The sequence below is a fragment of the Piscirickettsia salmonis LF-89 = ATCC VR-1361 genome (assembly GCF_000297215.2).
Lineage (GTDB): Bacteria > Pseudomonadota > Gammaproteobacteria > Piscirickettsiales > Piscirickettsiaceae > Piscirickettsia > Piscirickettsia salmonis.
Map to the genome: position 1 here is coordinate 1 of NZ_AMFF02000213.1, position 1,305 is coordinate 1,305.

Consider the following 1,305-nt stretch of genomic DNA (forward strand, 5'->3'; position numbering starts at 1 on the left):
CTACTCTATCATCATAAATATAACGGTAAATCGTGCTTTCACTCACCTGGATATCATGCTCTCGTATAAGTTCCTGACTGATAACATCGGGGGGATGTATGGGTGCTTAACCGTTGATGGATCAACATTTTTGCCTCCTCTGAAATTTGTCGAAAAAGCTTGACCTTGCTTAGCGTTAGCTCGTTTTCTTGTGCACAGCGAGAAGTAAGCCGGTGACAATAAAGACCTTTAAAATCGATTGGGGTGTGCCGTTTAATCTCACGGCTAATCGTGCTAGGAGAAAAGCCAAGTGCTCTAGCAATTGATCTGAGCGAGTCTCCCTCTGATAACCGTTGTTCGATATAAAAACGATCTTTTTCATTTAAGTGCCGATAAACCATCTCTACCCTCTAAGTCAAAAGGCGAACTAGAGAGTTTATCTGTATGAATATGAACTCTCTACTGAGTGTTGCACTTCAGATGACGGAGGGCGTAGTTTATCATATCAATACGCTATCATCTCCCATTAAAGCGTACAACACTTTTAAACTTCATTAGGAAAGAGTCCTTGTAATTAATTTCAAGAAGATCAATAAAGCTACACTAAATCATATATAAAAAACTTAAATCTCCACCCTCTAAAATAAAAAACACACCGCAAAATAACAAGTCAATTTATTTATCAAAAAAAACATTGATTTTTATATTTTTTGATATAAATATATATCTTATATTCTACAATAATATTTATACCAAAAATCTAAGAAGCCAAACTTATGCCAAAAAATATTTTTGTATTTAATATTAATAAAACATTACTATGGGCTGAAGAGCATCCAAGAACCATAAACCAAGTACCTACTCAATCAACTTGGCCATTTTATGGATGTGATAATATTCATATTATTAATCAAGAAAAGATCGCCAAAATAATGCAAGCAATTTTAGCAAATGGAGATCAAATCGTCTTCCTACAAGAAAGAGCAAAAACAACAAAAAATAATACGAGGGAAGAGAAAGAAAAAGAGCAAACAGAAAAAGCAGAGTTTTTAAGGCTGTGCACTGATAAATATGGCATCTCCTTGCAGCCAAATAACATTTATTTTCACCATGGTAGCGATGGAAAAATCGCTCGTCTTTTAAGCATATAGCACTCAACGAATAGTTTCTGACATTGACTTCATTACTTGACTAAGCGCTGTCTCTAAATTTATTTCATCTTGATCAAGCTTCATGCGAACCCTATTTTTAAGCGGTGACCATACATGCTCTATCGGGTTTAAATCAGGAGAATAAGGGGGTAAAAATAATAAGTGACAACCCGCA

Annotated in this window: 2 protein-coding genes and 1 pseudogene; 1 reads left to right on the forward strand and 2 read right to left on the reverse strand. The window is 35.0% G+C overall.

Annotation, left to right across the window (positions count from 1 at the left end; all coding sequences use genetic code 11):
• Window positions 1-380: pseudogene (locus C200_RS16630) on the reverse strand (transposase); the annotation flags it as partial.
• A 375-nt stretch (window positions 381-755) separates the two neighbouring features.
• Between C200_RS16630 and C200_RS13475 the strand changes: the two are divergent.
• Window positions 756-1,130 (forward strand): hypothetical protein, encoded by a 375-nt coding sequence (locus C200_RS13475; protein WP_016212461.1) that lies wholly within the window; start codon window positions 756-758, stop codon window positions 1,128-1,130.
• A 3-nt stretch (window positions 1,131-1,133) separates the two neighbouring features.
• Here C200_RS13475 and C200_RS15610 read toward each other — a convergent pair.
• Window positions 1,134-1,305 (reverse strand): transposase (locus C200_RS15610; RefSeq protein WP_033923692.1); only part of this gene is annotated, 172 nt, incomplete at its 5' end.

Coding starts and splice junctions, on each gene's coding strand:
- C200_RS13475 (WP_016212461.1), top strand. CDS start 756: ATGCCAAAAAATATTTTTGTATTTAATATTAATAAAACATTACTATGG.